Annotated in this window: 23 protein-coding genes and 1 pseudogene; 16 read left to right on the top strand and 8 right to left on the bottom strand. The window is 58.6% G+C overall.

What is annotated here, in order from left to right:
• Positions 1 to 32: 32 nt before the first annotated feature.
• The 4 genes from ACEPLT_RS11400 to ACEPLT_RS11415 form a co-directional block, all read right to left on the bottom strand.
• On the bottom strand, positions 33 to 1550 hold the full coding sequence (locus ACEPLT_RS11400) for a carbohydrate porin (protein ID WP_447088247.1): 1518 nt from the start codon (positions 1548 to 1550) through the stop codon (positions 33 to 35).
• A gap of 172 nt (positions 1551 to 1722) precedes the next feature.
• Positions 1723 to 2613 (bottom strand): aminoimidazole riboside kinase, encoded by an 891-nt coding sequence (locus ACEPLT_RS11405; RefSeq protein ID WP_021240176.1) that lies wholly within the window; start codon positions 2611 to 2613, stop codon positions 1723 to 1725.
• A gap of 88 nt (positions 2614 to 2701) precedes the next feature.
• A complete protein-coding gene (locus ACEPLT_RS11410) occupies positions 2702 to 3913 on the bottom strand; it encodes a diguanylate phosphodiesterase (RefSeq protein WP_163342015.1) in 1212 nt (403 codons plus the stop codon).
• A 95-nt stretch (positions 3914 to 4008) separates the two neighbouring features.
• Complete coding sequence (locus ACEPLT_RS11415; RefSeq protein ID WP_047748885.1) at positions 4009 to 5490, bottom strand: alpha/beta hydrolase; 1482 nt, start codon at positions 5488 to 5490, stop codon at positions 4009 to 4011.
• A gap of 266 nt (positions 5491 to 5756) precedes the next feature.
• Here ACEPLT_RS11415 and ACEPLT_RS11420 point away from each other — a divergent pair, with 266 nt between their 5' ends.
• From ACEPLT_RS11420 to ACEPLT_RS11450, 7 genes are read left to right on the top strand one after another with little or no spacing between them, the layout of a single operon-like run.
• Positions 5757 to 6611: a MurR/RpiR family transcriptional regulator gene (locus tag ACEPLT_RS11420; RefSeq protein ID WP_023327526.1), complete on the top strand. Its 855-nt coding sequence runs from the start codon at positions 5757 to 5759 to the stop codon at positions 6609 to 6611.
• A 12-nt stretch (positions 6612 to 6623) separates the two neighbouring features.
• Positions 6624 to 7199 (top strand): D-alanyl-D-alanine dipeptidase, encoded by a 576-nt coding sequence (gene ddpX / locus ACEPLT_RS11425; RefSeq protein ID WP_032674840.1) that lies wholly within the window; start codon positions 6624 to 6626, stop codon positions 7197 to 7199.
• A 15-nt stretch (positions 7200 to 7214) separates the two neighbouring features.
• Positions 7215 to 8747, top strand: a complete 1533-nt coding sequence (locus ACEPLT_RS11430) for an ABC transporter substrate-binding protein (protein WP_032674842.1) — start codon at positions 7215 to 7217, stop codon at positions 8745 to 8747.
• A 22-nt stretch (positions 8748 to 8769) separates the two neighbouring features.
• A complete protein-coding gene (locus ACEPLT_RS11435; RefSeq protein ID WP_032651902.1) occupies positions 8770 to 9792 on the top strand; it encodes an ABC transporter permease in 1023 nt (340 codons plus the stop codon).
• Positions 9789 to 10682: a D,D-dipeptide ABC transporter permease gene (gene ddpC / locus ACEPLT_RS11440; RefSeq protein ID WP_025911018.1), complete on the top strand. Its 894-nt coding sequence runs from the start codon at positions 9789 to 9791 to the stop codon at positions 10680 to 10682. The genes ACEPLT_RS11435 and ddpC overlap by 4 nt, the downstream gene beginning before the upstream one ends.
• Positions 10682 to 11668 (top strand): ABC transporter ATP-binding protein, encoded by a 987-nt coding sequence (locus ACEPLT_RS11445; RefSeq protein ID WP_032674843.1) that lies wholly within the window; start codon positions 10682 to 10684, stop codon positions 11666 to 11668. The genes ddpC and ACEPLT_RS11445 overlap by 1 nt, the downstream gene beginning before the upstream one ends.
• On the top strand, positions 11661 to 12590 hold the full coding sequence (locus ACEPLT_RS11450; protein ID WP_032674844.1) for an oligopeptide/dipeptide ABC transporter ATP-binding protein: 930 nt from the start codon (positions 11661 to 11663) through the stop codon (positions 12588 to 12590). Before ACEPLT_RS11445 ends, ACEPLT_RS11450 begins: the two co-directional genes overlap by 8 nt.
• Here ACEPLT_RS11450 and ACEPLT_RS11455 read toward each other — a convergent pair.
• Positions 12587 to 13323 (bottom strand): annotated as a pseudogene (locus ACEPLT_RS11455) (SDR family NAD(P)-dependent oxidoreductase). The gene ACEPLT_RS11450 and the pseudogene ACEPLT_RS11455 overlap by 4 nt on opposite strands.
• 116 nt (positions 13324 to 13439) lie before the next feature.
• Here ACEPLT_RS11455 and ACEPLT_RS11460 point away from each other — a divergent pair.
• Positions 13440 to 14345 (top strand): LysR family transcriptional regulator, encoded by a 906-nt coding sequence (locus ACEPLT_RS11460; protein ID WP_032674845.1) that lies wholly within the window; start codon positions 13440 to 13442, stop codon positions 14343 to 14345.
• A 23-nt stretch (positions 14346 to 14368) separates the two neighbouring features.
• On the opposite strand, the gene ACEPLT_RS11465 is transcribed toward ACEPLT_RS11460, so the two are convergent.
• Complete coding sequence (locus ACEPLT_RS11465) at positions 14369 to 14797, bottom strand: OsmC family protein (RefSeq protein WP_008501708.1); 429 nt, start codon at positions 14795 to 14797, stop codon at positions 14369 to 14371.
• A gap of 115 nt (positions 14798 to 14912) precedes the next feature.
• On the opposite strand from ACEPLT_RS11465, the gene ACEPLT_RS11470 reads away from it, so the two are divergent.
• The gene (locus ACEPLT_RS11470; protein ID WP_032674846.1) at positions 14913 to 15872 is read left to right on the top strand and encodes a hypothetical protein; all 960 of its coding nucleotides are present in this window, start codon (positions 14913 to 14915) and stop codon (positions 15870 to 15872) included.
• A gap of 19 nt (positions 15873 to 15891) precedes the next feature.
• Here the strand turns inward: ACEPLT_RS11470 and ACEPLT_RS11475 are convergent, their stop codons facing one another.
• Positions 15892 to 16767, bottom strand: coding sequence for a LysR family transcriptional regulator (locus tag ACEPLT_RS11475; protein ID WP_032674847.1), 876 nt, complete (start codon positions 16765 to 16767; stop codon positions 15892 to 15894).
• Positions 16768 to 16877: 110 nt separating this feature from the next.
• Between ACEPLT_RS11475 and ACEPLT_RS11480 the strand changes: the two genes are divergently transcribed.
• The 4 genes from ACEPLT_RS11480 to ACEPLT_RS11495 all read left to right on the top strand — a co-directional run bounded on the left by ACEPLT_RS11480 (position 16878) and on the right by ACEPLT_RS11495 (position 20284).
• Positions 16878 to 17729: a Vmh family MBL fold metallo-hydrolase gene (locus ACEPLT_RS11480; RefSeq protein ID WP_025911005.1), complete on the top strand. Its 852-nt coding sequence runs from the start codon at positions 16878 to 16880 to the stop codon at positions 17727 to 17729.
• A gap of 232 nt (positions 17730 to 17961) precedes the next feature.
• Complete coding sequence (gene bdm / locus ACEPLT_RS11485) at positions 17962 to 18177, top strand: biofilm-dependent modulation protein (protein WP_013096534.1); 216 nt, start codon at positions 17962 to 17964, stop codon at positions 18175 to 18177.
• Between the two features lie 95 nt (positions 18178 to 18272).
• Positions 18273 to 18410 carry a stationary-phase-induced ribosome-associated protein gene (sra, locus tag ACEPLT_RS11490; protein ID WP_008501714.1) on the top strand — a complete coding sequence of 46 codons (138 nt, stop codon included), beginning with the start codon at positions 18273 to 18275 and terminating at the stop codon, positions 18408 to 18410.
• A gap of 176 nt (positions 18411 to 18586) precedes the next feature.
• The gene (locus tag ACEPLT_RS11495) at positions 18587 to 20284 is read left to right on the top strand and encodes an NAD-dependent malic enzyme (protein WP_032674848.1); all 1698 of its coding nucleotides are present in this window, start codon (positions 18587 to 18589) and stop codon (positions 20282 to 20284) included.
• 24 nt (positions 20285 to 20308) lie between these two features.
• Here ACEPLT_RS11495 and ACEPLT_RS11500 read toward each other — a convergent pair whose 3' ends face one another.
• Entirely contained in the window at positions 20309 to 21136 is an 828-nt protein-coding gene (locus ACEPLT_RS11500; protein WP_050595298.1) for an HNH endonuclease, read from the bottom strand.
• Between the two features lie 330 nt (positions 21137 to 21466).
• Between ACEPLT_RS11500 and ACEPLT_RS11505 the strand changes: the two genes are divergently transcribed.
• The 3 genes from ACEPLT_RS11505 to ACEPLT_RS11515 all read left to right on the top strand — a co-directional run bounded on the left by ACEPLT_RS11505 (position 21467) and on the right by ACEPLT_RS11515 (position 26152).
• Positions 21467 to 23176: an ABC-F family ATP-binding cassette domain-containing protein gene (locus ACEPLT_RS11505; protein WP_032674849.1), complete on the top strand. Its 1710-nt coding sequence runs from the start codon at positions 21467 to 21469 to the stop codon at positions 23174 to 23176.
• A 196-nt stretch (positions 23177 to 23372) separates the two neighbouring features.
• Positions 23373 to 24383 (top strand): alcohol dehydrogenase AdhP, encoded by a 1011-nt coding sequence (gene adhP / locus ACEPLT_RS11510; protein WP_008501719.1) that lies wholly within the window; start codon positions 23373 to 23375, stop codon positions 24381 to 24383.
• A 149-nt stretch (positions 24384 to 24532) separates the two neighbouring features.
• Positions 24533 to 26152 (top strand): TIGR04028 family ABC transporter substrate-binding protein, encoded by a 1620-nt coding sequence (locus ACEPLT_RS11515; protein ID WP_232927749.1) that lies wholly within the window; start codon positions 24533 to 24535, stop codon positions 26150 to 26152.
• Positions 26153 to 26155 lie beyond the last annotated feature (3 nt).

Consider the following 26155-nt stretch of genomic DNA (forward strand, 5'->3'; position numbering starts at 1 on the left):
GAAACGCTCCCGCCAGGCGGGAGCGTGATGGGTTAAAACCAGGTTTCCATCTGGACCCCAAAGTTCCATTCCCCGCCGGCGTTGAAGCCGCTGCTGCCAAAGGCATCATCGCTGGCGTAATTATCCAGTTTGCTGCTCCAGTCCATCCAGGTGGCAAACAGGCGCAGTTCAGGACGGCTGAAGAAATCGCCGATTTTGCTCGCTTTTAACGTCGGCGCAAAGGTCAGCTTGTAGAAACTGCCGTTCACGGCGTTGCGGTCCTTATAGCCCTCCGGGTTTAAATCCATGTACTGGTAGCTTCCCTCAAACGCCAGCGCGAAATTCTGGGTGACCTCTTTGATCAGGCGGGTATTGAGCGTTACCCACTCATAGCTATCGCCCTTGACGTAGCGATCTTTACTGCTCTGTGCCAGAACGGCGGGCGCAACGCTCCAGCCACCGCCGATCGGCGTGACACCGTAACTTGCGAAGCGCCAGGTATCCGCCTCAGACAGCAGCGCGCCGTCGGAGCCGATGCTTTTCACCTCCGCACCCAGCCCGTGACCATACAGCAGCGCCGTTTGGGCGGTCCCTTCGCGCAGGCCGTAGAAGCTCTCATTATGCAAGCCCACCAGGGCATGAACGCCGGTATTGGCGGCGTCAGTTTTGATGAGATCGCCGTTAGTGTCTTTACGGTCGTCGTTATCCTTCGCCCGCAGGCCGCTCACCATCAGCTGGAACGGGCCGGCGAAGTGGTTCATGCTGAGGATATAGTTCTGAACGTTGTTGTCGGTCTGCTCCACGCTGCCAAAGTTGCGGCCGTAAATGGAGAAGTTGCTGCGCAGTGAATCGTTCCACTTCACGTCGTAAACGCCGCCGCCGGTACCGGCCAGGAACACCACGTCGGAATCCAGCCAGTGGATGTCAAAGTTGTCGCGGTCGAAGCGTTTACCCGCCCAGAAGGTGCTGCCCTTCAGCGCGCCGGTAAAATCAGGCAGGTTGCCCAGCTCCGCGAAGGCCTGACGAATATTGAGGTCGCTGGTATCGGCTGACCAGTCGTTATAGGTTCTCTGACCGTCGGCCAGCATCGCCTTGAAGCGCGTGGTCGCCCCGTTATCCAGGGTTTGCTTGTGCTCCAGGTTCAGCTCGACGTAGGTGTCGGCTTCGTTACCCAGACGCCCCACCGCACCGCCGGTTTCACCGGCTGGGGTCAGGTAAGGGCCGCTTTTGCTGCTGGAGGCCGCATCGTTCATCAGCAGGCCAGAGCGGGCATAGCCGTGGAACTCAAACCCACCGGTCTGATCCGCCTTCTTCTCCAGCGCGGTGGTGCGCTGCGCCACCTCCTGGGTTGTCGTTTGCGCCTGCTGCTGAGCGGCAACCAGCTGCTGCGTTTTTTGTTCTGCTGCCGCAGCGCGCTTCTCAGCCACCTGCGCGCGCGTTTCCGCGTCCTGAAGGCGCTGCTCCATCGCGGCAAGACGCGCTTCAATACTGGACATATCCGTCTGGGCAAAAACAGAGGTACTTCCGGCCAGCATGCCTATCATCACGGCAAGTCTGCGTTTTTTATACATTTTGTCGCATCCCTAAAAGAAGTCATTAAACGTGCTAAATTGCTAAACCGGTTTAGGTTGCTGATACTAAACCTGTGAATTTTGGATCGGCAATCTTTTTTGCTAAACCGATTTAGTAAGTGTGATCGAGGCGACAATTCAGGCCGCCGGATGGCGGCCAGGAGAGGAGAAATTACAGGTCGTGCTGCCAGGGCAACGCGGTCATCGCCCCTTTGGCGGTGGTGGCCAGCGCGCCGCAGCGCTGGGCGAGCGCAATAACCGGCGTCAGGTCCTGTCCGGCGGCCAGCCCGTAGAGCAGCCCCGCCACAAAGGCATCGCCCGCACCGGTCGTATCGACGCACTGCACAGGCGTTGCCGGGTAGTGTTTTACGGTACCTTCATGCCACGCGGTTACGCCCGCTTTTCCCTGAGTGACCAGCACCAGACGCGCCGGGCAGCGCTGCATCAGCACCTCCAGACCAACGTTGACTTCCGCGCTGCCGGTGAAAAAGGCCAGCTCTTCTACCGAAAGTTTCACCACGTCGGCGCTTTGCAGGGCCTGCTCCAGGCAGCCATGCAGTGCGTTCTCATCCGGCCAGAGGTCCGGGCGAATATTGGGGTCGAAGCTGACGTAACCGCCTGCCTCACGAATGGCGGCCATCGCCTGAAACGTCGCAGTCCGGCTCGGCTCGGCGCTTAAGGCGATGGAGCAGACGTGCAGCCACTCCCCGGCGCTGAACGTCGGCAGGTCGTCGGGTTCGAGAAACAGATCGGCGCTCGGGCGCACCATGAAGGTAAACGAGCGCTCGCCGTGGTCGTCGAGATCGACCACCACCGTTGAGGTGCGGTGCGCCGGGTCAAGGCGCATCCACGTCACGTCAACCCGCTCGTCAGCGAGCGTTTTCGCCATAAAGCGCCCGAAAGGATCGTCGCCAACCCTGCCGATAAAGGCGCTCTGGCCGCCCAGCCGGGCAATACCGACCGCGACGTTCGCCGGCGCGCCGCCGGGACACTGCAGTAATCGACCTTCTCCATCCGGCAGCAAATCCACTACCGCATCGCCAAGTACCCAGATTTTCTTCATGTGATCCTCGTAGCTAAACCATGTTAAACCGTTTTAGCTATTTAAGCACAGGCCGGGCAAAGGGGAAATAACGGGAGGGAAAATTGGCTTACCGCACCAGATGCGGCCAGTGGATATCGCCGACGCCATTAAGCTGCGGCCGGGCAAACAGGAATCCCTGAAAGCGGCGGATCCCGGCCGATTCGAGCCAGCACCACTCCTCAATTTTCTCGATGCCTTCGGCCACCAGGGTGATTTCAAGATCGGAGCAGCAGCTGATGATGGAGCGCACAATCGCCTGTTTTGGGCCGCTCAGGTGGATGTTGCTGACAATCTCACGGTCGATTTTAATTTTATCCGGCTGGAAGCGGGTAAGCAGCGAAAGCCCGGCATAGCCCGAGCCAAAATCATCGATCGCCAGGCCAATCCCCTCACCGCGAAGCTGCTTGATAGCGCTGTTAAACTGGTTGAGCCCGGAGATCATCTCGTTTTCAGTGACTTCAATGACCACCTGCTCCGGCTGAAGGCCATGTTTTTTAATCTGTTCGACCAGAAATTCCACCGCGCCAGGGACATTCACCAGCGACATGGGCAGCAGGTTTACCGCGATTTTATGGCTACCAATGCCCAGCTTTTCCGCCAGCGCAAAGGCATAGGCTTTTGTCTGGAGATCGACTTCGTAGACGTTGTCCGGGTCGACGGTGCTGAAGAAATGCTCCGGGCTGCCGCCGTCGTTGCCGCGGATAAGCGCCTCAAGGGAGCTGATCTTCCCTTCCGAGGGCTCGACAATAGGCTGCAGCGCAAACTGACAGGTTTGCCCGGCAATCAGGCCCAGATGTTCGCCAAAGGGTAGCGCTTCGGTCGAGAGCGTCCATTTGTCCGCGGTGTAGCGTGCCCCCGACGGGGCCGGACGTTTACCGGTTATAAAGGTCTGAATAAATTTGAACACCCGATCGTCGGAGGTCAGATAGCTGTCCAGCTTGCTGTAGCGCAGCACCGACTGCAGCACCTCTTTCGGCGACTGCGTTTGCAGGTCGAACAGCAGCATACCGACGTTTTCGAAGCGTCTGCGCGGACCATAGTCCCGCAGCAGTTCTACTACCCCGCTGTGCCGCTTGTCCTCGCGGATTTTATGGAACAGTTTGACCACACTCTCTTCCGACCCTTCGAGGATCTGCAGAACGTCGTTGCCTTTAGCAAGGAGGACGCCGGTAATGTCCAGTTTTACGTTGCGGCCCCGGGCGCGCTCCACCAGCTCCCGCAGTTCGGTGAACGGGCGGGATAAATTCAAGTGGCTTCGGTAGATCAGCGTCGTCAGCACAAAAAGGGGTTCCAGTGATAAAGAGAGGTGCCTTGAAGCTACTATGTAACATACTTAATCAATGCGACCTAACATATTCACGCCACAAGGGAACATTACTTTTTCTGGTCCCCGATCCGGCTGTTAATCCTCTCCTGCATATAGTCGTAGAACGGGTTCGAGGTGACCCGCATAAGCGCCTCTTTCCCGACGCTCAACACGGACGTCTCTCCCCACAGCGCAATCGTCCCCAGGCTGATGCCATATCGGTTTTTCACGCGTGGTTCACGACCATAGAGATCGTCATCTGGCGGGAACGGCACCGCAACGTGCGACAGGGAATAAACATCCTGCGGCCAGGACTGGGCAAGCGGCACGACCGTCTCCTGCGTGCTGCCTGCCGGCGTGATTTTCGCCACCGTCGAGAAACTGTGCTCGCCGGCATTGGTGATAATAGTGACACTGTAACGCCTCTGCGCGACCGGCAGCAGCGCCGTGGTGGCCGTCCAGGACGACGGTTTAAAGAGCGGACGGAAGCTCGCCGCCTGGTTGATATCAAACACTACCAGCTCGCTGCCGTTTGCCGGAAGCTGGTCAAACAGGCCGCTGACCACCGCGCGGGTACTGACCGTAGAGTCCATCACCGACTGGAACGCCAGCACAGGCGGCAAATTCGCCAGCCTGTTTTCCCGCGCCTCGCGGCCAATCTGCTCCTGCAGGGCCTTTGTCAGCAGCCACGACTGGCGGGCGGCGTTCACCGGGAACGAGTTATATTTATACGGATTATATTCCGGGGAGATATTCAGCCAGGCCGCTTTGGCAAACGGCGGCAACAGCGCCGGTAGCCCGGCGAATCCGGCGAACCGCGCAAAGGCCGTCACGCCGATCATCGGTGAGAGCAGGATCATCTGCTGAGGCTTACGCAGCGCAGGGTCTTCCAGCGCATCGAGGGCATACTTCATCGCCAGCGCCCCGCCGTTGGAGTAGCCCACCAGATGCAGCGGCACGTTATTCCCCGTCAGGCGCGTGGCTTCCCGCACCGCAAGCCGCGTCGCTGCCAGCCACATTTCCCAGTCCACGTCCGTCAGCGCGCCGGGCGCGGTGCCGTGTCCGGGAAGACGCGGGACCACGGCCACAAAGCCGTGCTGCTGATAGTTCACGGCAAGGTGCCTGACGCTGTAAGGCGAGTCGGTTAGGCCGTGCAGCAGCACCACCGCGCCGCGGGGCTTCCCGGCTGGCATCAGCACAAAGGAGCGGTTGGCATCGGGGGCAAACTGGCCGGGCCACACCAGGCTCTGGCGGTAGTAGCGGTTTAACGGAGTTTGATCCTCGCCCGCTGTTTTCGCCGTCACCGCGTTATCCAGATCGGTGAAAATCGCCTTTTCACGGGCGAGGTACCCGGCGAAATCGGCGTTATCCAGCTCGCGTACGGACATCTCATCTCCCCGCCAGGTGTGCCACGGGTGCAGTTCCGGCCCCTGCTGCGAGAGATAGACCCGCACCGCCAGCAGGACGACCAGGACGATCCCCACGACCATCCCTGTTTTCTTTGCAAGCGCCACCAGGCGCACGCTGACTCGCCAGGGCCAATTCGCCATGCCGGGATCCCTTTTATGTTCACTGTCTTTCTATCTTATCAAAAATGTGAACGGGCTGACGTATTCACCAAATTCATCCCTGCCAGGTCAGCCAGTGCACCAAAAGTGAACTACGCTGCACAAATGTTGATCATTGGTTAACGAAATATTGCATGAAGTTTACTGCGCAGCGGGTTTTCGCCCTTCTGTGAACATGGCACGCGTCATGCATTGTTAACCCGGTAACACATATTCAGCTTTTGACAGCCTGTTAACAGCGAGGCGGTATGACGACGAAACCCGAGATGTTAAGCCGTATCGAGGCGACCTTCAGCCAGCTCACGCCCAGCGAAAAGCGGGTCGGAAGCTGGCTGCTGGCGCACGCCGCGCAAATCCCGTTTGAAACGGCGGAGAGCGTCGGGCTGGCGAGCGGGACCAGCGGGATCACCGTCGGACGCTTCCTGCGCAAGCTGGGATATCGCAACCTGGAGGATGCCAAAAAGAGCCTGCGCGATCCGTATCAGCCCTGGGGCATGAACGAGCGCCTCGACTCCTGGCAGCAGCAGCGCCCCCTGCCCAACCGCCTTCAGCACGCCCTGTCGCTGGAAGTGGATGCCATCACGCAGGTGTATCAGCTGGCGCAAACGGACGCCTTCCGCCAGGTAGTGCACCATCTGGCCCACGCGGACGCGGTCTTTGTGCTGGGGATCCAGTCCACGCGCGGGATCGCCAACGCCTTCTTCAGCCACCTTGAATACCTCCGCCCGCGGGTGAGCTATGCCGAAGGCGCTTCCGGCAGCTGGGTGGAATCCCTTAACTCCGGGTTTGCGCACCCTTATGTCGTGCTGACCGATACGCGCACCTACTCCACGATGGCCCGCCAGTACTGCCGCGTCGCGAGCGAGAAAGGCATTCCGCTGGCCTTAATCACCGACATCTGGTGCCCGTGGGCGCGGGATTACCCGATGGATTTACTGCAGGTGAAAACCGATACCGGTCATTTCTGGGATTCACTTGCCCCCGTGAGCTGTCTGTTCAACCTGCTGCTGTCGGGCGTGGTGGAAGCGCTGGGCGATGCGCTCCCGGCGCGCCTGGCGGTAAACCGACAATTACAACAAGAGTTTGGTCAATTCGAACGCTAAAGGAGCGGAGCTATGCCCGTAGAAAGTGAACTGATTGATGTGGCGAAGACGTTCCCCACGCTGCATATCGATCTGAAGTACGCCACCGCCGACAACATCACAGGCCGCCCGATCTATCAGGAGACGCTGTGCCTGCTGCACACCGATGCCGCTACCGCGCTGGCTAAAGCCATCAGCATTGCCACGCTGGCCGGGCTGAAGCTGGTGGTCTACGACGCCTATCGGCCGCAGCAGGCGCAGGCCCAGCTGTGGGAGGCCTGCCCGAACCCGGAATATGTGGTCGACGTGGCGATTGGCTCTAACCACAGCCGCGGCACGGCCATCGACGTCACGCTGATGGACGAGCATAACGTCGTGCTGGATATGGGCGCCGGTTTTGACGAAATGCATGACCGCTCGCATCCGTATCACCCTTCCGTGCCGCCGCACGCCCAGCGCAACCGTCTGCTGTTGAACGCCATCATGTTCGGCGGCGGTTTTGTCGGGATCGGCAGCGAATGGTGGCACTTCGAACTGCCGAACGCCGCCAGCTACCCGCTGCTGGAAGACCGTTTTGCCTGTTTTCCCCTGACGCACACCTCTCTTTGAACCTGGAGCACTGCCATGAAAACATCGCTTCTCACGACCGTCATTGCCGCCACGCTGGCCCTGAGTGCACCGCTGGCGCTGGCTGCCGTCCCGAAAGACATGCTGGTCATCGGTAAAGCCGCCGACCCGCAAACGCTCGACCCGGCCATCACCATTGATAACAACGACTGGACCGTCACCTATCCGTCCTACCAGCGTCTGGTCAAGTACAAGCCAGGCTCTACCGAGGTGGAGGGCGATCTGTCGACGGGCTGGAAAGCTTCCGACGACCAGAAAGAGTGGACCTTCACCCTGGCGGATAACGCCAAATTCTCCGACGGCACGCCGGTCACCGCCGAGGCGGTCAAACTCTCCTTTGAGCGCCTGCTGAAGCTCAGCCAGGGGCCGTCTGAGGCCTTCCCGAAAGATCTGAAAGTGGAGGCCGTTGATGAGCACACGGTGAAATTCACCCTCAGCCAGCCGTTCGCGCCTTTCCTCTACACCCTGGCGAACGACGGCGCCTCCATCATTAACCCGACGGTGCTGAAGGCCAATGCCGCGGACGACGCGCGCGGCTTTCTGGCGCAAAACACCGCCGGCTCCGGGCCGTTTATGTTGAAAAGCTGGCAGAAAGGCCAGCAGCTGGTGCTGGTGCCAAACCCGCACTGGTCGGGCGACAAGCCGCACTTCAAGCGCGTCTCGGTGAAAATTATCGGTGAGAGCGCGTCGCGCCGTCTGCAGCTTTCCCGCGGCGATCTGGACATTGCCGACTCCCTGCCGGTCGATCAGCTGGCGGCCCTGAAGCAGGAAGGCAATGTCGCCGTCGCCGAATACCCGTCTCTGCGCGTGACCTACCTCTACCTCAACAACAGCAAAGCGCCGCTCAATCAGGTGGATTTACGCCGCGCGGTCTCCTGGGCGACGGACTATGAGGGGATGGTGAAAGGCATTCTGAGCGGCAACGGCAAGCAGATGCGCGGCCCGATCCCGGAAGGCATGTGGGGCTTTGACGCCACGGCCATGCAGTACAGCTTCGACGAAGCCAAAGCTAAAGCAGCCCTGGAGAAGGTCAAAGACAAGCCCGCCAGCCTGACCTTCCTCTACTCGGACAACGATCCAAACTGGGAGCCTATCGCCCTTTCGACTCAGGCCAGCCTCGGCAAGATCGGCATTAACGTCAAGCTGGAGAAACTGGCCAACGCCACCATGCGCGACCGCGTCGGCAAAGGCGATTACGACATCGCCATCGGCAACTGGAGCCCGGATTTTGCCGACCCGTACATGTTTATGAACTACTGGTTCGAATCGGACAAGAAAGGTCTGCCGGGCAACCGTTCGTTCTATGAGAACAAAGAGGTCGATTCCCTGCTGCAGGCCGCGCTGAAAACCACGGACCAGGCGGAACGCACCAAAGATTACCAGCAGGCGCAAAAGGTGGTCATCGACGAGGCGGCCTACGTTTATCTGTTCCAGAAGAACTACCAGCTGGCGATGAACAAAGAGGTCAAAGGCTTCACCTTTAATCCGATGCTCGAGCAGGTGTTTAACATCGCCACCATGAGCAAGTAACCGTTTCGCCGGGGGAAAGTGTATGACGTTCTGGAGCATCGTGCGCCAGCGCTGCTGGGGGTTACTCCTGGTGGTGGCCGGTGTCTGTATTATCACTTTTATTATTTCGCACCTGATCCCCGGCGATCCGGCCCGTCTGCTGGCCGGCGACCGCGCCAGCGACGACATCGTGCAGAACATTCGCCAGCAGCTGGGGCTGGATCAGCCGCTCTACGTTCAGTTTGGCCGCTACGTGGACGCCCTGATCCACGGTGATTTAGGCACCTCTATCCGTACCGGACGCCCGGTTGCGGAAGACCTGAAGGCCTTTTTCCCCGCCACGCTGGAGCTGGCCTTTTGTTCCCTCCTGCTGGCGCTGGTCATCGGCGTGCCGCTGGGGGTTTTATCGGCGGTGTACCGCAACCGCTGGCTGGATCACCTGGTGCGTTTAATGGCGATGACCGGGATCTCCACCCCGGCCTTCTGGCTTGGGCTGGGCGTCATTGTGCTGTTCTACGGGCACCTGCAAATCCTGCCGGGCGGCGGCAGGCTGGACGACTGGCTCGATCCGCCGACGCACGTCACCGGCTTTTATCTGCTTGACGCGCTGCTGGAAGGCAACGGCGAGGTCTTTTTCAATGCGCTGCAGCACCTAATTTTACCCTCGCTGACGCTGGCATTTGTGCATCTCGGCATCGTGGCGCGTCAGGTCCGTTCCGCGATGCTGGAGCAGCTTAGCGAAGACTACATCCGCACGGCACGCGCCAGCGGCCTGCCCGGCTGGTATATCGTCCTGCGCTACGCCCTGCCGAATGCGATGATCCCGTCGATTACCGTGCTCGGGCTGGCGCTGGGGGATCTGCTTTACGGGGCCGTGCTGACCGAAACCGTCTTTGCCTGGCCGGGCATGGGCGCCTGGGTGGTGACGTCCATTCAGGCGCTCGATTTCCCCGCCGTGATGGGCTTTGCCGTCGTTGTTTCGCTGGCCTACGTGCTGGTTAATCTGGTGGTCGATCTGCTTTACCTGTGGATTGACCCGCGAATCGGGCGCGGAGGTGCCGAATGATGTTAACGCAGGAAACGCCCGTCCCGGTGAAAACCGCCAGACAACGCATCAACTGGGCAAAGCTGTTCTGGATGCTGCGCCAAAGTCCGCTCACGATCGTTGGCGGCGTCATAATGCTGGTGATGCTTTTCATTATGGTGGCCGCACCGTGGATCGTGCCGCACGACCCGAACGCGCTGGATCTGACCGCGCGCCTGCAGGCGCCGTCCGCGCAGCACTGGTTTGGTACCGACGAGGTGGGCCGCGATCTGTTCAGCCGCGTGCTGGCGGGCAGCCAGCAGTCCATTACCGCCGGGCTGGCGGTGGTGGTAATTGCGGGCGGCATCGGTTCGCTGCTGGGCTGTCTGTCCGGCGTGCTGGGCGGGCGCGGCGACGCCGTCATCATGCGGGTGATGGACATTATGCTCTCGATACCTTCCCTGGTGCTGACCATGGCGCTGGCCGCCGCGCTCGGGCCAAGCCTGTTTAACGCCATGCTGGCGATTGCGATTGTCCGCATTCCGTTTTACGTCCGCCTGGCGCGCGGCCAAACCCTGGTGGTGCGCCAGTTTACCTACGTGCAGGCGGCCCGCACCTTTGGCGCATCCCGCTGGCATGTGATCAGCTGGCACATCCTGCGCAACGCCCTGCCGCCGCTGATCGTGCAGGCGTCGCTGGACATCGGCAGCGCCATCCTGATGGCCGCCACGCTGGGGTTTATTGGCCTGGGCGCGCAGCAGCCGACCGCCGAATGGGGCGCGATGGTGGCCGTTGGCCGTAACTACGTTCTGGACCAGTGGTGGTACTGCGCGTTTCCCGGAGCGGCGATTTTGATAACCGCCGTGGGCTTTAACCTGTTTGGGGATGGCATCCGCGATCTGCTGGATCCGAAGTCAGGAGGTAAACAGTGATGACCGACATGGTTCTCAAGATTGAAGACCTGCATCTGAGCTTCCCGATTTTCCGCGGCGAGGTCCACGCGCTGAACCACGTCTCGCTGGAGATCGGCAGGGGTGAAATTGTCGGCGTGGTGGGCGAATCCGGTTCGGGTAAATCCGTGACCGCCATGCTCGCCATGCGTCTTCTGCCGGAAGGCAGCTACCGCATTCATCATGGTCAGGTGAAATTACTCGGCGAAAATGTCCTGACGGCGTCCGAGAAACAGCTTCGCCAGTGGCGCGGCGCAAAGGTCGCGATGATTTTTCAGGAGCCCATGACCGCCCTCAACCCGACGCGGCGGATTGGCAAACAGATGGTCGAGGTGATCCGCCAGCATCAACCGCTTTCCCGGCGTGAGGCGCAGCAGAAGGCGATTACCCTGCTGGAAGAGATGCAAATCCCGGACGCGAAAGCGGTCATGGCGCGCTATCCGTTTGAACTCTCCGGCGGCATGCGCCAGCGGGTGATGATCGCCCTTGCCTTCTCCTGCGAGCCGGAGCTGATCGTCGCCGACGAACCAACCACGGCGCTGGACGTCACCGTTCAGCTGCAGGTGCTGCGCCTGCTGAAGCACAAGGCGCGGGCCAGCGGCACCTCGGTGCTGTTTATCAGCCACGATATGGCCGTGGTGTCACAGCTCTGCGACAGAGTGTATGTAATGTATGCGGGCAGCGTGATCGAGAGCGGCACCACGCAAACGCTGATCCACCAGCCCGTGCATCCCTACTCTATTGGTCTGCTGCAGTGCGCGCCGGAAAACGGCCAGCCGCGCGCCCCGCTTCCCGCCATCCCCGGCACGGTGCCCAACCTCAGCCAGCTTCCGCAGGGATGCGCATTCCGCGAGCGCTGCTTTGCCGCCGGGGCGAAATGCAGCGAAACGCCGCGCTTAGCGCCCACTGGCGCAGAGGGCCAACAGGCCGCCTGCTGGTATCCACAACGGGAGAAAGCCCATGTCTGATGTACTGCTGGAACTGGATAGCGTGCACGTGAACTTTACGGCGCGCAAAAACTGGCTGGGTCGCGTGACGGAACGGGTCCATGCGCTCAACGGGCTCGACCTTGAGATCCGTCGGGGAGAAACGCTTGGCATTGTCGGGGAATCCGGCTGTGGGAAAAGCACGCTCGCCCAGCTGCTGATGGGCATGCTTAAGCCCAGCACCGGCGCCTGCCAGCGGGCGCATCACGCGGGCGGCATGCAGATGGTGTTTCAGGATCCGCTCTCCTCGCTTGACCCGCGCCTGCCGGTCTGGCGAATCATCACCGAGCCGGTGTGGGTGCAAAAGCGCAGCAGCGAGCGCGACCGCCGCCAGCTGGCTGAAAACCTGGCGCTGCAGGTGGGTATTCGCCCGGAATATCTCGACCGGCTTCCGCACGCCTTCTCCGGCGGGCAGCGCCAGCGCATTGCCATCGCCCGGGCGCTCTCGTCCGATCCGGATATCATCGTGCTCGATGAACCCACCAGCGCGCTGGATATTTCCGTGCAGGCGCAGATCCTCAACCTGCTGGTGACCCTTCAACAGCAGCGTAATCTGACCTACGTGTTGATCTCGCATAACGTCTCGGTGGTCCGGCACATGAGCGACCGCGTGGCGGTGATGTACCTTGGGCAGATTGTGGAGCTGGGCAGCGCCGCGCAGGTGCTTGGCGAGCCGCGCCATCCTTACACCCGCCTGCTGCTCGATTCGGTTCCGCGCACCGGTGAACCGCTGGATGAGACGCTGACCTTACGCAAAACGGAGCTTCCCGGCAACCGCCGTCTGCCCGAAGGCTGTTTTTTCCGCGACCGATGCCCGATGGCCGCGCAGGGGTGCGAACGTCCTCAGCCGTTACAGCCCTCTCGCGAGGGCCGTGACGTCCGCTGCTGGCGCAGTCTGGGTTAGATTTGCGCCATCCCGCCGTCCACGAACAGCTCGGTGGCGTTAATAAAGCTGGCCGCATCGGAGGCCAGAAACGCCACCGCTTTACCCACCTCACCCGGCGCGCCTAAACGGCCGAGCGGTACCTGAGCGGCCAGCGCGTCGTACAGCCCCTGGCGGTGTTCTTCCGGCACGAGGTCGCCGAGGCCAGGCGTTTTGATCGGGCCCGGGCTCACCACGTTGACGCGGATCCCACGACCCTGCAAATCCAGCGCCCAGGAGCGGGCAAAGTTACGCACGGCGGCCTTGCTGGCGCTATAGACGCTAAAGTTTGCCGTCCCCTTAATGGACACCGTCGAGCCGGTCAGAATAATCGAGGATCCGGCGGACAGCAGCGGCAGCGCCTTCTGTACCGTAAACAGCACCCCGCGGACGTTAGTGCCGAAAATCCGGTCAAACTGCTCTTCGGTTATCGCGCCCAGCGGCAGCATATCGCCGCCACCCGCATTGGCGAACAGAATATCGAGGCGGCCTTCTTCTTTGGCTATCCGGGCATAGACCTCGTCCAGGTCCGCCAGTTTTGACACGTCAGCGCGAATGCCCACTGCCGTTGAAGCGATTTCAGCCACCGCCGCTGACGACGTCCGGTGATGTACACCTTCGCGCCCTGTGCAGCCAGCTCCTGCGCCGTGGCAAGACCGATGCCGGTGCTGCCGCCGGTGACCAGTGCGATTTTTCCTGAGAGAGTCGTGTTCATGTCATTTACCTTTTGTTGGGTTTGCGTTGGACAAACTTTAGCCCTTGCGGGATTAGTGAAAAACCAGCAAAAATGAAAATGACTATTCACATACAGAAATAATCAGAGGGAGTCTCATGGATCAGCTCATGGCGATGCGCGCCTTTACCCGGGTGGTGGAAACCGGCAGCTTTACCCGCGCGGCGGACTCGCTGAACATGCCGATCGCCACGCTGAGCAAGCTGGTGAAATCGCTTGAGACGCATCTGGAGATACGCCTCCTGCACCGGACGACTCGCCGGGTGGTCGCGACGCCGGAAGGGATGGAATACTATGAAAAAGCGCTCAGGGTCTTGATAGATATCGAAGACATCGACACCGCGTTTCGCGTTTCCCGCGCGACGCCCAAAGGGCATTTGCGGGTTGACGTGGGCGGCTCCACCGCCCGGGACGTGCTCATCCCCCTGCTGCCGGATTATATGCAGCGCTATCCGGAAATCCGCATCGATCTTGGCGTGGCCGATCGTCCGGTGGATCTGATCAGCGGTAACGTAGACTGCGTGATCCGCGGCGGCCCGCTGGACGATTCGACCCTTATCGCTCGCCATATTGGCAACGCCGAAATGGTCACCTGCGCGACGCCGGGCTACCTGAAAAACCATGGCGTTCCAGCCTATCCACAGGAGCTGTGCAACGGCCACAAGCTCATTAGCTACCTCTCGCCCGTCACCGGGCGGGCGTTTCCCTTTCGCTTCAGAGAGAACGGCGAGACGCTGGAAATCAATATCCCCCATTATCTCGGCATAAATGAAAGTAATACCCACCTAGCGGCGGCCGTGGCAGGATTGGGGATCGTGCAGACATTTGAGTATTCGGCAAAGCCGTATTTACAGGCGGGAAAGCTGGCGCCGATCCTGGGCGACTGGCGCCCTGCCGCGTACCCGTTTCACGTGGTATACCCGCAGAACCGCCATCTGACGCACCGTCTAAAGGTGTTTATTGCCTGGCTGGCGGAGGTGTTTCCCGCCGCGCTGAAGGGATAGCCGGGCACCAGCCCGGCTGAGGCTTAGTTAAGCGTATAGTCCAGCGTAATTTCGGCTTTCAGTAGCTGCGAAACCGGGCAGCCCGCTTTGGCTTTCTGAATAATACCGTCAAACTGCTGAGGGGCGATGCCGGGAACGGTCACCTTGCTCTTCAGGGCAACCTTGGTGATGGCAAAACCACCGTCCGTTTTATCGAGGGAGACATCCGCGGTGGTATCAATGGCGTCGGCGGTATAGCCCGCTTCGCCGAGCATCAGCGACAGCGCCATCGAGAAGCAGGCCGCATGTGCCGCGCCGATCAGCTCTTCGGGGTTGGTCCCCTTTTCACCCTCAAAACGGGTATTAAAGCCATAAGGCTGTTGATTGAGAACGCCGCTCTCGGTGGAAACCGTTCCTTTACCGCGCTTAATGTCGCCAGACCAGTGTGCCGAACCGTGCTTATGAATAGTCATTCTTGCTCTCCTTTTGGCTTACAAAGGGTTAAGTATAGACTACGCATCTGACTGCCCCTGAAACACAGACAATTCCGGGACTTACACCTGCTGTACCGACAAAAAGGATAAACCTATGGCGCTAAAAATCAGGATGGCCGTTGCGATCGCTACCCTCGCTCTATCGTTGTCTTTGCAGGCGAAAACGCCCGAGAACTTTATCTATACCAGCTCCGGCGAGCTCGACGCGGCGTTCCCGCTCGTTGTGCGAAGCGATATCGGCGGCGTACAGATCGTCTACAACTGGCGCGCGCTTGAGCCTGAGAAGGATCGCTACGATTTCTCGCGCATTGAACGGGATCTCGCGCGTCTTAAGGCTGCCAGGAAAAAGCTTTTTATCCAGATTCAGGACCGTTTCTTTGAGGCGGACGCGCGCTACGTGCCGGATTATCTGATGCACGATAAGCAATACGGAGGCGGGATTGCGCCGCAGTTCGATAACCCCGGCGAAGGCAAGCCGGTCGGTTCAGGCTGGGTGGCGCGTCAGTGGGATCCCGAGGTGCGCCAGCGCTACCAGGCGCTGCTGGCCGCCCTCGCGAAACGCTTTGATGGCGAGGTATATGGCGTAAACCTGCCTGAAACCGCCATCGATCTTGACGAAAAAAATCTGCCCGCCGGATTTACCTGCGACAGCTATTTTGCGGGAGAAATGGAAAACCTGGCCTTTGCGCGCAAGGCTTTTCAGAAATCACACGTGGTGCAATACGTGAACTTCTGGCCGTGCGAATGGGATAATGACCACAACTACATGGGGCGTCTTTTTGCGTATGCCAGCGCCAACAGTGTCGGCCTCGGTGGGCCGGACATTGTTCCCAACCGCAAGGCGCATATGAAGAATGCCTATCCTTTCTTCCATAAAAATAAACAGACGCTGCCGCTTATCGCCATGGCGGTTCAGGAACCGACCCTGACCTATAAGAACCCTGAGACCGGCAAGCCCTTCACCAAAGCAGAATTTGATCGGTTCGCGGAAAATTATCTCGGGGCGGATATTATTTTCTGGAGCACGGCCTCCCCCTGGCTAAAGGCTAAGTAAACGACGGCAAACGCCGCGCTCATGCCAGATAGCGGGCCAGCTCATCAAGGAACGCCCGCAGCGCGGCAGGCTGGTATTCCCGGGACTGATAAATGCCATGGATGGCCAGCGGTTTCGGCTCCAGCGTCTCCAGTACCGGCACCAGTATTCCCTGCGCCAGCGCGGTTCGCGCCTCACGCTCCGGCAGCATGGCGATACCGCAGTGCTTAATCGCCGCGTCCATCAGCAGCGAAGAGATGCTGGCGCTCAGGTTGCCGCTGACGGCCACGCTCAGGCTCTCGCCTTCCGGCGTCAGGAAGTGCCAGGACTGCCCGGCAAAAAAGCTGTAGTGCAGGCAGTTATGCCGGGCTAGTTCTTCGGGGCTGCCGGGCGTGCCGTGCTGCGCCAGATAGTCCGGCGAGGCGCAAAGGACCGAGCGACACTCCCCCAGCCGACGGGCAATCATGCCGGGTTCAGGGTTATCCGTAATGCGTACGGCAACATCAATGCGCTCTCCCACCAGGCTGACCGGATGGTTGTTCACGTCCAGTTCGATGCGCAGCTGCGGGTAGCGCGAGAGCAGACCGGGCAGGACCGGCGCAATCAGGTGCATGGCGGTAAAGTGCGCGCAGGCCACCCGCAGGGTGCCAGACGGGAGATCTTTTTCCGACTGGCCTTCAATTTCCTGCGAGATCTGCGAGAGCGTCCGCGTTTTTTGCAGCACCTTTTCGCCTGCCGCGGTCAGCGTCAGCTTGCGCGTGGAGCGGTTTACCAGCCGCGTGCCCGCCCATTTCTCCATCTGTTCAAGGTAGCGGCTCACCATTGGGCGGGAAATACCCAGCGCCCGGGCCGCCGCGCTCAAACTTCCCAGCTCGCATATTCGGTTGTAAACCTGAGCGGCAATCACGCGATCCATATCAACTCCATCTGCTCGATTTATGAAACTAAGCATGTCTTGTTTCAGGAATTCTGGCAAATGCGAATTTCCGTACAATAGAGACATTCCTGAACAACAGAGACAACAGCATGAAATTCACTCACCTTGCCCTGCTTTCCACCCTTTTCACGCCGGCTGCTTTTGCCGCGCCGTTAAGCATTGATACCTATAACCCGCAGGAGAAAGGCATTTTCGCGGTCTCCTCCACGCTGGTTTCCGGCCCGAAAGAGGCGGTGCTGTTTGACGCGCAGTTCAGCGTGAAGGATGGCGAAGCGCTGGTAGAGAAAATTCGTCAAAGCGGTAAGACCCTGAACAAGATTGTGATCACCTCCGGCGATCCGGATTTCTATTTTGGCCTGCAGCCGCTGGTCAAAGCCTTCCCGAACGCCAAAGTGGTGGCCACGCAGCACGTGGTTGATCACATCAAGGCTACCAAAGACGCCAAGCTCGCCTTCTGGGGTCCGCAGATGAAAGACGGCGCGCCAACGGAGCTGGTCGTCCCGCAGGTGCTCGCCTCCACCACGTTTATGGTTGACGGGGAGAAGATCGACATCGAACAGCCTGACAGCTATGCGGCCTATGTATGGATCCCGTCCGCAAAGACCATCCTCGGCGGCACTGGCGTAGCCTGGGGGATTCACGTCTGGACGGCGGACACCCAGACAGCGGAAAGCCGTAAGCAGTGGCAGGAAACGCTGGTGAACATGGCGGCGCACAAACCCGAGCGCGTGATCCCGGGTCACTATCTGGGTACCCCGCCAGCCGGGACGGGTGCGATTGATTTTACCCGTGACTATCTCCAGCGCTTTGAAAAGGCCTTGTCCGTTCATAAAGATTCTGCGGGCGTCATCAGCACCCTGAAAAAACAGTATCCGAATCTGGCTGAAGAGAGCTCACTGGAATTAAGCGCTAAGGTGAATACCGGCGAAATGAAGTGGTAATTTAAACGCTGCTCCTGCTATTTTTTCGAGATAGCAGGAGCACCGTCATAATATTCTCTCAGCGCCACGTCGATTTACCCCCGCATTTCAAAAGCACACAAAAGCATACACTTATGTCATTTTTATTTCTAAGATGAATCTGAGCCACAACCGTGAAAATATTTGCCATTCTGTTTGTGAATTAAATTTTTTGCGAGCCGTACCATTAAACAGACAACGACACGGAGGCAGCATGTTTACTTATTACCCGGCAAATACCGCAGCAGCACAACCTGAACTCGTTAACGCGATTGCACAGGGTCTTCACGCCGAACACGGTGCTGTGACTGAAGATGACATTTTGATGGAACTCACTAAGTGGGTGGAATCCACAGATAATGACATCCTCAGTGACATCTACCAGCAGACCATTAACTACGTCGTCAGCGGGCAAAACGCACCCTTGTAAAAACCTGCTAAGCTGGATCTGCAACCTAAGGGGTTACATTTCGTTTGCGTAAGCAAACTGGTCCTTAAAACTATCAACAGGATTGAGGAGTTAATATGAAATCGAACCGTCAGGCACGCCATATTCTGGGACTGAACTACAAGCTTTCTAATCAGCGCAAAGTGGTGATTGAAGGCGACCACGAAACCCAAGTCACTCACGCCACCGGCAGAAAACGCCACGCGGGCAAGTAAGTTCCAGACTGAGATCCAGAACACCATCGGTAATCCCGGTGGTGTTTTTGTTTATGTGTTGCGGTAATTAATATTTAGCTCCTTTATAATACCGCCGGACCGCACCCCATCGCACAGGCCAGAAAGATGACAAACAGCAGTGTCAGGGACGGATCTTCATAAAAAGAGTGAGTGACATGGACAACAAACTGAAAAAACATCGTTCCTTATACATCCCATACGCCGGACCGGTTTTACTCGAATTCCCCCTGCTCAACAAAGGCAGCGCCTTCAGCATGGAAGAGCGCAGCAGCTTTAACCTGCTGGGTTTACTGCCCGAAGTGGTTGAAACCATTGAAGAACAGGCAGAGCGCGCGTGGATCCAGTATCAGGGTTTCAAAACGGAAATCGACAAACACATCTACCTGCGCAACATTCAGGACACCAACGAAACCCTCTTCTATCGCCTGGTGCAAAACCATCTCGAAGAGATGATGCCGGTGATCTACACCCCGACGGTGGGTGCCGCCTGCGAGCGTTTCTCCGAGATCTACCGCCGCTCCCGCGGGGTATTCATCTCTTATCAGAACCGTCACAACATGGACGATATTCTGCAGAACGTGCCGAACCACAATATCAAAGTGATTGTGGTGACCGACGGCGAACGTATTCTTGGCCTCGGCGACCAGGGCATTGGCGGGATGGGGATCCCTATCGGTAAACTCTCTCTGTATACCGCCTGCGGCGGCATCAGCCCGGCGTATACCCTGCCGGTGGTGCTGGACGTCGGCACCAACAACCAGCAGCTGCTCAACGACCCGCTCTATATGGGCTGGCGCCATCCGCGTATTACCGACGACGAGTACTATCAGTTTGTCGACGACTTCATCCAGGCCGTGAAGCACCGCTGGCCGGACGTGCTGCTGCAGTTTGAAGACTTTGCGCAGAAAAACGCGATGCCGCTGCTGAACCGCTATCGCGATGAGATCTGCTCCTTTAACGACGATATCCAGGGCACCGCAGCCGTCACGGTGGGTACGCTTATCGCCGCCAGCCGTGCAGCGGGAAGCCAGCTGAGCTACCAGAAAATCGTCTTCCTTGGCGCAGGCTCCGCGGGCTGCGGTATTGCCGAGCAGATTATCGCCCAGACGCAGCGCGAAGGCTTAAGCGAAGAACTGGCCCGCTCCCGCGTCTTTATGGTGGACCGTTTCGGCCTGCTGACCGACGGCATGCCGAACCTGCTGCCGTTCCAGACGAAGCTGGTGCAGAAACGCGACAACCTGAAAAACTGGGATACCGACAACGAAGTCCTTTCCCTGCTGGACGTGGTGCGCAACGTGAAGCCGGATATTCTGATCGGCGTTTCCGGGCAAACTGGTCTCTTCACTGAAGAGATTATTCGCGAGATGCACAAGCACTGCGAGCGCCCTATCGTGATGCCGCTGTCTAACCCGACGTCCCGCGTGGAGGCGACGCCGCAGGACATCATCGCCTGGACCGAAGGTAATGCGCTGGTGGCCACCGGCAGCCCGTTCGATCCGGTGGTGTGGAAGGATAAAACCTATCCGATTGCCCAGTGCAACAACTCTTATATCTTCCCGGGAATTGGTCTGGGCGTGATTGCGTCCGGCGCGTCCCGCATCACCGACGAAATGCTGATGTCGGCGAGCGAGACCCTGGCGGGCCACTCGCCGCTGGTCAACGACGGCGAAGGTCTGGTTCTGCCTGAGCTGAAGGACATTCACAAGGTGTCGCGCGCTATCGCGTTTGCAGTGGGTAAAATGGCGCAGCAGCAGGGCGTGGCGGTGAAAACCTCTGCCGACGCGCTGCAGCAGGCCATCGACGACAACTTCTGGAAGCCTGAATACCGCAGCTATCGCCGTACGTCGATTTAAAATGTGAGTGGGCCACTGGCCCACTTATTTTTTGCCAGGTTGCCAGCTTTTATCTATCCGCGGTTCACCGTAATGCTCCTGCCGATGACAGTTAGGGCAAAGGGCAATAGCATTGTCTACGTTGTCTTCCCCATTTTCTGATAGCGGAATAATGTGATGAACTTCTAAATAATATCTCCCATCCTTCGTACGCTGAAATGGCGCGGGGGCATCACAACATTCACATTTATTTTGAGCTCTGAGGAGTACTTCGGCCACCACATCGGGATTACGATCGTAACGCCAGACGGAAACCTGTTTTTTCGCCGGATGAACAGACGCATTTTGCAGCCGCTTTCGTCTTTCCTCAGATTGTAGTTTTAACGCCTTGCTGACTTTGTCGTAAAAGTCGTTTTCATCGCGGCCTGGAATATCTTCGCAGTCCACTCGCTGTTGGTTAAGTTGTTCCTTGAGGATGGCAATAACCGTCGCGTCCAGAGGCTTCTGGAATGTTCTTCCTGTTTGAGCGAAGTGATTCATGAAGCGATCCCAACGGGATTCTTTGCCCGCTGGAGGCAGAACTTTGCTTAGTTCGTGGCGATCAAGCGTAATAAAATCATCTAGCTTAGACACATCGCTCAACTGCACACGATGGGGGTAAACGTTTCCCTCCTCGAAATCGATCCCTTCAATACGGTAAAGTCCGCAAAGCTGGTATCCCACAGATTTATGAACATTTTGGATGACAAAGACAAAGTCGCCTGTTTTTACATTACTCAGCTTTTTCTCACTACCTGGACTAACACCATAGCCCTTGTTGTAATCAAAATTGCTGGAATTAGATGCACTGTGATAGGCGTAATAATAGGCCATACGCTCAACCTCCTTTTGGTTTCATAATGAAGGGTATCGGCATAATGACAAAAATCTTAACGTGCATTCATGTGACATTCGATTATACTTTCGACACACATTAACCCACTGAATATATAAGGAGGCCAATTATGCTGTATCGTGAAATTTTCAATGTTTCACATACATTTGGTGATCGCACCCGCTCAAGTGTTATCGGTATCGTGCTGCGATAACTTCGGCTTGAGCGAAGACACCAACCCCTAAAATCCCTTCTCTCGGGCTTACTGAGTTATCGTCAGCGATGTTTGACGAGGCATAAACATGCCTGTAACTCTTGGGTAAGCAACAATGAGCACTTTACTCACTGCACAATCTTTACGCGTTGATACGGCGTTTGGCACGCTCTTCGACTCACTCTCCTTTACGCTGAAAAAAGGCGACCGCATTGGCCTGCTGGGCGATAACGGCTGCGGTAAAAGTACGCTGCTGAAGGTGCTGGACGGCACGGATTCCCCCGCCGCCGGAACGGTCTCGCTGGCCGGGCATTGCCTGATGGCGCGCGTGGAGCAACATCTCCCGGACGCTATTTTACCGCTCACCATGCTGGATGCCGTCCTCGCACAGCTACCTTTTGCTGAGCGCGATAGCCTGCGCTGGAAAGCCGAAACGCTGCTGGCAGGCATGGGCTTTACGCCGCAGGATATGATGCTGCACTCCGCCACGCTGAGCGGCGGGCAGCACACCCGCCTGCTGCTGGCCCGGGCGCTGATTCACGAGCCGGACCTGCTCCTGCTGGATGAACCCAGCAACCACCTGGACCTGCCGACCATGCTCTGGCTGGAGCACTTTTTACAGACCTGGTCGGGCAGCTTTGTGCTGGTCTCGCATGACAGACAGCTGCTGGATGCCGTCACCAACGGCAGCTGGATCCTGCGCGATAAAACGCTGCACTACTTTGCCCTTCCCTGCACGGCGGCACGTCAGGCGCTGGAAGCCAAAGATGAGACCGACGCGCAGCGCCACAAGGCGGAGCAAAAGGAGATCGACCGCGTGACCGCCAGCGCCAAACGTCTGGCGACCTGGGGCAAGGTTTACGACAACGAAGACCTGGCCCGCAAAGCCAAACAGATGGAAAAACAGGTCGAACGGCTCAAAGAGAGCCAGACCGCGCTCACGGCGGGCAGCCCGTGGACGTTAACCCTGCGCGGCGACGCGCTGCGGGCTGACCGTCTGCTGGAGATGGAAAACCTCGGCGTCCCGCCCGCGCCTGGGCTACCGCCGCTGTTTAGCATCGAAACGGCGCGGCTGAAAAGCGGCGATCGCGTGGCGATTGTCGGTCGTAACGGCTGCGGTAAATCGTCGTTGATGAAGCTTATCTGGCGACATTTTACGGATGAACCGGCGGACTGCGGGCTGAAAATCCATCCGCGCGTCTCGCCGGGCTACTACGACCAAACGCTGCATCAGCTGCCGGATGACGCCACGCTGCTCGACGCGCTGGAGCCTTTTGCACCGGATCCGCAGAACCGCAAAATGGCGCTCATCAGCGCCGGGTTCCCGTGGTCCCGCCATGGGCAGAAAGTCAGCACGCTCAGCGGCGGCGAACGCTCGCGCCTGCTGTTCGTGGGCCTGACGCTTGCCCGCTACAGCCTGCTGATGCTGGATGAGCCCACCAACCACCTGGACATGGAAGGCAAAGAGGCGCTGGCGCAAACCCTTCAGCAGTTCGAAGGCGGCGTGCTGCTGGTCAGCCATGACCGTCAGTTAATTAGCCAAAGCTGCAACCGTTTTTGGCTGATTGAAGAGGGAAAACTGAGCGAGTGGCACGATGCAGAAGCGGTGTTTGAGCGGCTGCGTGAACGCGCGGGGCTGGTGACAGCCACTGCGCCCGCTGTCGCCGCGACGGTTCACCCCTCGCCGCATGACGATCTGCTTGAGCGGCTGATCGCGCTGGAAACGCTGCTGGAAGACGATCTGGCGCGCAAGCCGAAGCATCAAAAGCCGCAGCTCCAGGCACAATGGCGTAAAGAGATTGAGGAGATAGAAGCCCAGCTGTAAGTCTGCGCCCGGCGAGCGCCTCGCCGGGCCAGCATTTTCCCCCTTAATTATTAGAGGATCGCCGTATTCTTAATCTGAAATCGAATCAAATGATGACATTATGTTGCCGCAGCCTTGCATTACCAGGCTAATGTATTAATCCTTAAGGGGTATTACACCTGCTATGCAGATTCTTATCATGAACAAGGAGATACACATGAAGGCTGCTGTTGTCACTCAGGACCACCAGGTCAACGTCACCGAAAAAACCTTACGCCCGCTTAAGCATGGGGAAGCCCTGCTTAAGATGGAGTGCTGTGGCGTATGCCATACCGATCTTCACGTGAAGAACGGTGATTTTGGCGACAAGACCGGGGTTATCCTGGGCCATGAAGGAATTGGTATCGTGAAAGAAGTCGGCCCTGGCGTGAAGTCGCTGAAAGTCGGCGACCGCGCAAGCGTGGCCTGGTTCTTTGAAGGCTGCGGCCACTGCGAATACTGTAATTCCGGCAACGAAACCCTGTGCCGTGACGTGAAAAACGCCGGTTACTCTGTTGACGGCGGCATGGCGGAAGAGTGCATCGTCACCGCGGATTACGCGGTAAAAGTGCCGGACGGTCTGGATTCGGCGGCGGCCAGCAGCATTACCTGCGCTGGCGTGACCACCTACAAAGCGGTGAAGGTGTCGGGTATTAAGCCGGGCCAGTGGATTGCGATTTACGGTCTGGGCGGGCTGGGCAACCTCGCGCTGCAGTACGCCAAAAACGTCTTTAACGCCAAAGTCATCGCCCTTGACGTGAACGACGAACAGCTGAAGCTGGCGGCCAGCATGGGCGCGGACCTCACCATCAACTCCCGCAGCGAAGATGCCGCTAAAATTGTGCAGGAAAAAACCGGCGGCGCGCATGCCGCAGTCGTCACTGCCGTCGCAAAAGCGGCCTTCAACTCGGCGGTAGATGCCGTGCGTGCCGGTGGCCGCGTGGTCGCGGTTGGCCTGCCGCCGGAAGCGATGAGCCTCGATATTCCGCGTCTGGTGCTGGACGGCATTCAGGTGGTGGGTTCGCTGGTCGGTACCCGTCAGGATCTGCAGGAGGCCTTCCAGTTTGCGGCCGAGGGCAAAGTGGTACCTAAGGTCACGATGCGTCCGATCGAGGACATCAACGCCATCTTCAAAGAGATGGAACAGGGCCAGATCCGTGGCCGTATGGTGATCGACTTACGTTCATAATCGTCCACCGTTCATCACCGCTCCTCTCCGGAGCGGTTTTTTTATAGCCATTTTCCGGCAATCCTTATCTTAATTCCTTTGTTCCCTTGTTTTCCCCCGCGCCCGATGATGAATCCGACGCTAACAAGAAGATAACAAAGGAATTCACCATGCAAACCCCATTTCGTCTGCCGCTGCTGACGGCGCTGATTCTGACGACCACCGCAGCCTGGTCCGCCGATGCGCCGGTCAAAGGCGGCACGCTGATTTATCTGGAGCAACAGGCGCACACCAACCTCTATCCGCCCGCCGGCGGCTTCTACCCGAACGGCGGCATTCTGAACCAGATCACCGACAAACTGACGTGGCAAAACCCAAAGACGCTGCAGGTCGAACCGTGGGTGGCCGAAAGCTGGACCACCAACGCCGATAAAACCGAATACACCTTTAAAATTCGCCCGGGGATCACCTTCTCCGACGGCACGCCGCTGGACGCCAACGCCGTAGCGAAAAACTTTGATACCTACGGCTTAGGTAACAAGGCGCAGCGCCTGCCGGTGTCAGAAGTGATCAATAACTACGATCGCAGCGAAGTGGTCGACCCGCTGACCGTGAAGTTCTACTTCAAAAAACCGTCGCCGGGGTTCCTGCAGGGCACCGCCACGATTGGCTCGGGTCTGGTCTCGCTCAGCACGCTGAAGCGCAACTTTGAAGAGCTGGGTGACGCCCGGCATATCATCGGCTCTGGCCCGTTTGTGGTGAAAGACGAGAAGCTGGGGCGCGAAGTGACGCTGGAAGCGCGAAAGGACTACCAGTGGGGGCCCAAAAATCTGGCGCAGCAGGGGCCAGCCAATCTTGATGGCATCAAGTTTATCGTGACTCAGGAAGACAGCGTGCGCATCGGCGCTCTGCTGGCCGGTCAGGCGGATTTTATTCGTCAGGTCCAGGCGTATGACGAAAAGCAGGCGACAGACCAGGGCTATAAAATCTACGCTGCCCCAACGCGCGGGGTGAACGACAGCATCAGCTTCCGCCCGGATAACCCGCTGGTCTCCGATATTCGCGTGCGCCAGGCGCTGCTGCATGCCACCAATGCAAAACAGGTGGTTGAGACCCTCTTCTCGGCCAACTATCCGCAGGCGAAGTCGGTGATTGCCGATTCCGCCGCTGGCTTTGTCGATCTCAGCGACAAATTGTCCTTTGACCCGGCAAAAGCTAACCAGCTGCTGGACGAGGCGGGCTGGAAAGCAGGCAGCGACGGGATCCGCGCCAAAGACGGCCAGCGGCTGGCGCTGACGGTATATGAATCCCTGCCGCAGCCGCAAAACAAAGAGGTGCTGCAGCTGGTTGCCCAGCAGTGGCGTCAGGTGGGCGTGGCGCTGAGCGTGAAAGCCGGTGACGCAGGCAGCCGCACGCTGGATAACCTTGACCCGCTGAAAACCCCGTTAACCGTCTCCGAAGTGGGCCGCGCCGATCCGGACGTGGTGAAGAGCATGTTCTACCCCGCTAACCGCGACGCCCTGCTGCAAAAAGGCGGCTCCAGCGACAAGGTCAAAAGCTTCCGTGACGACAAGCTGAATGCGCTGCTGGTGAATATCTCCTCAGAGGTTGATCCGCAAAAACGCCTGCAGCTGACCGGCGATGCCCAGCGCTATCTGCTGGATAACGCCTACGTCATTCCGATTTTCGAGGAGCCGCAGGTCTTTGCCGGTGCGCCGTGGCTGAAAGGCGTGAATTTTGAAGCGGTCGGCCGCCCGTCGTTCTACGGCGCGTGGCTTGAGAAACACTGAGGA

It is taken from the genome of Enterobacter sp. fkY84-1, from assembly GCF_052974705.1.

What these genes read in the sequence shown, in the direction of transcription:
- ACEPLT_RS11400 (WP_447088247.1), bottom strand. Translation starts at nt 1,550, where the DNA reads ATGTATAAAAAACGCAGACTTGCCGTGATGATAGGCATGCTGGCCGGA.
- ACEPLT_RS11405 (WP_021240176.1), bottom strand. Translation starts at nt 2,613, where the DNA reads ATGAAGAAAATCTGGGTACTTGGCGATGCGGTAGTGGATTTGCTGCCG.
- ACEPLT_RS11415 (WP_047748885.1), bottom strand. Translation starts at nt 5,490, where the DNA reads ATGGCGAATTGGCCCTGGCGAGTCAGCGTGCGCCTGGTGGCGCTTGCA.
- ACEPLT_RS11420 (WP_023327526.1), top strand. Translation starts at nt 5,757, where the DNA reads ATGACGACGAAACCCGAGATGTTAAGCCGTATCGAGGCGACCTTCAGC.
- ddpX (WP_032674840.1), top strand. Translation starts at nt 6,624, where the DNA reads ATGCCCGTAGAAAGTGAACTGATTGATGTGGCGAAGACGTTCCCCACG.
- ACEPLT_RS11430 (WP_032674842.1), top strand. Translation starts at nt 7,215, where the DNA reads ATGAAAACATCGCTTCTCACGACCGTCATTGCCGCCACGCTGGCCCTG.
- ACEPLT_RS11435 (WP_032651902.1), top strand. Translation starts at nt 8,770, where the DNA reads ATGACGTTCTGGAGCATCGTGCGCCAGCGCTGCTGGGGGTTACTCCTG.
- ddpC (WP_025911018.1), top strand. Translation starts at nt 9,789, where the DNA reads ATGATGTTAACGCAGGAAACGCCCGTCCCGGTGAAAACCGCCAGACAA.
- ACEPLT_RS11445 (WP_032674843.1), top strand. Translation starts at nt 10,682, where the DNA reads ATGACCGACATGGTTCTCAAGATTGAAGACCTGCATCTGAGCTTCCCG.
- ACEPLT_RS11450 (WP_032674844.1), top strand. Translation starts at nt 11,661, where the DNA reads ATGTCTGATGTACTGCTGGAACTGGATAGCGTGCACGTGAACTTTACG.
- ACEPLT_RS11460 (WP_032674845.1), top strand. Translation starts at nt 13,440, where the DNA reads ATGGATCAGCTCATGGCGATGCGCGCCTTTACCCGGGTGGTGGAAACC.
- ACEPLT_RS11465 (WP_008501708.1), bottom strand. Translation starts at nt 14,797, where the DNA reads ATGACTATTCATAAGCACGGTTCGGCACACTGGTCTGGCGACATTAAG.
- ACEPLT_RS11470 (WP_032674846.1), top strand. Translation starts at nt 14,913, where the DNA reads ATGGCGCTAAAAATCAGGATGGCCGTTGCGATCGCTACCCTCGCTCTA.
- ACEPLT_RS11475 (WP_032674847.1), bottom strand. Translation starts at nt 16,767, where the DNA reads ATGGATCGCGTGATTGCCGCTCAGGTTTACAACCGAATATGCGAGCTG.
- ACEPLT_RS11480 (WP_025911005.1), top strand. Translation starts at nt 16,878, where the DNA reads ATGAAATTCACTCACCTTGCCCTGCTTTCCACCCTTTTCACGCCGGCT.
- bdm (WP_013096534.1), top strand. Translation starts at nt 17,962, where the DNA reads ATGTTTACTTATTACCCGGCAAATACCGCAGCAGCACAACCTGAACTC.
- sra (WP_008501714.1), top strand. Translation starts at nt 18,273, where the DNA reads ATGAAATCGAACCGTCAGGCACGCCATATTCTGGGACTGAACTACAAG.
- ACEPLT_RS11495 (WP_032674848.1), top strand. Translation starts at nt 18,587, where the DNA reads ATGGACAACAAACTGAAAAAACATCGTTCCTTATACATCCCATACGCC.
- ACEPLT_RS11500 (WP_050595298.1), bottom strand. Translation starts at nt 21,136, where the DNA reads ATGGCCTATTATTACGCCTATCACAGTGCATCTAATTCCAGCAATTTT.
- ACEPLT_RS11505 (WP_032674849.1), top strand. Translation starts at nt 21,467, where the DNA reads ATGAGCACTTTACTCACTGCACAATCTTTACGCGTTGATACGGCGTTT.
- adhP (WP_008501719.1), top strand. Translation starts at nt 23,373, where the DNA reads ATGAAGGCTGCTGTTGTCACTCAGGACCACCAGGTCAACGTCACCGAA.
- ACEPLT_RS11515 (WP_232927749.1), top strand. Translation starts at nt 24,533, where the DNA reads ATGCAAACCCCATTTCGTCTGCCGCTGCTGACGGCGCTGATTCTGACG.